Here is a 1255-nt window from a genome sequence, read left to right on the forward strand (position 1 = left end):
TCAGCACGCCGATGGCGAGGTTGCGGAAGGTCGCCATGGCGCGGGGTGCGGTCCCGGTGTGGACGGTGGAGGCGTCCTCGGCGAAGGTGACGTCCCTGATGTGGTGCGAGGAGTTCTCGATTCCCCAGTGCCCGCGAATCGCTGCGGCCAGATGGGCCGGGCCGGCCTGGTGGGCGTCCAGGCTGGTGACGGCGTAGACACTCTCACGGGTCTCGCGCTTGCCGGACTGCTTGCGGCGGCGGTGGATACGGATGGCCAGGCGGGCGTGAGGGAAGGCGATCCCGCCGAGTTCCTCAGCGATCGCGCAGGTTTTGATCGAGCGGGACTCCCGCCTGCCGTGCCCGGAGGCGGAGGCGGTGTGCTGGACGGCGATGTCCCGCCACGGCAGCGCCGCCAGCTGGCGGTGGGCGATCGGCTGGTTGGTCTTGATCACGGCGATGTAGTGGGCCTTCTTGGTCTCGACCAGCCAGGAGACGTTCGCCTTGACCGAGTGCAGGGCGTCGAAGGTGACGACGGCGCCGGCCAGGTCCAGCGGCGCCAGGAGCGGTTGGAAGTGTGTGGTTTCGTTCGTCTTCGCACCGACCTCCACCTGTGCGAGGCTCATGACGGTGCCGTGGGTGACCGCGGAGAGCAGATGCCGGCGCGTCGCGGCCAGACGGGCTGATCCCTTGAGTGCTTTGCCGTCGACAGCGATCACGCGCAGCCGCCCGGACGCGGAGGGCGACGGCGCCTGGGCGGGCTCGGTGGCGGCGCGGTGCCGGTCGGCCAGGTAGGCACCCACCGCCCGGTCCAGGGCATCACCGTCAACAGCCCCCAGCACACGGCCGATCGTGGCCGGCGACGGAGTGTGCCGCCATCTGAGCAGGTGGCGACGGATCCCGAACACTGCCAGGAGTGCGTTCGAGGCACGCTGGCCCCACTCGGCGAGTTCGTCGATGCTCCTGGCCCCCGAGACGACCGCGCAGGCACACACTAGCAAGATCGCGGTCAGCGAGTACCACCGGCCCCGCCGGGAGCGCGGATCGGGCACCGAGTCGAAGTAGGGCCGCAGGTCAGCGATCCGACCGGCATCCAGTGGACCCAGCTTCACCAGCACGGCAGGAATAGGAGAAGATACAGCGGCAGGCACGGGCCACCTCGTGATCATCGGGCTTAGACACCACAATGATCACGAAGCCCGTGCCTGTTCTGCTATGCACCCCAACCGGTCGCTACCCGACCAGCCGCACTACCCCGGAACTTGCAACCGCCCTGG

1 protein-coding gene is annotated in these 1255 nt (G+C 69.1%); it reads right to left on the minus strand.

What is annotated here, in order from left to right; translation table 11 throughout:
- Positions 1–982, minus strand: a 982-nt coding sequence (locus ACGFS9_RS32750) for an ISAs1 family transposase (protein ID WP_393258638.1), incomplete at its 3' end; no start/stop codon positions are given.
- Positions 983–1255 lie beyond the last annotated feature (273 nt).

The organism is Streptomyces sp. NPDC048566 (assembly GCF_043199735.1).
Lineage (GTDB): Bacteria > Actinomycetota > Actinomycetes > Streptomycetales > Streptomycetaceae > Streptomyces.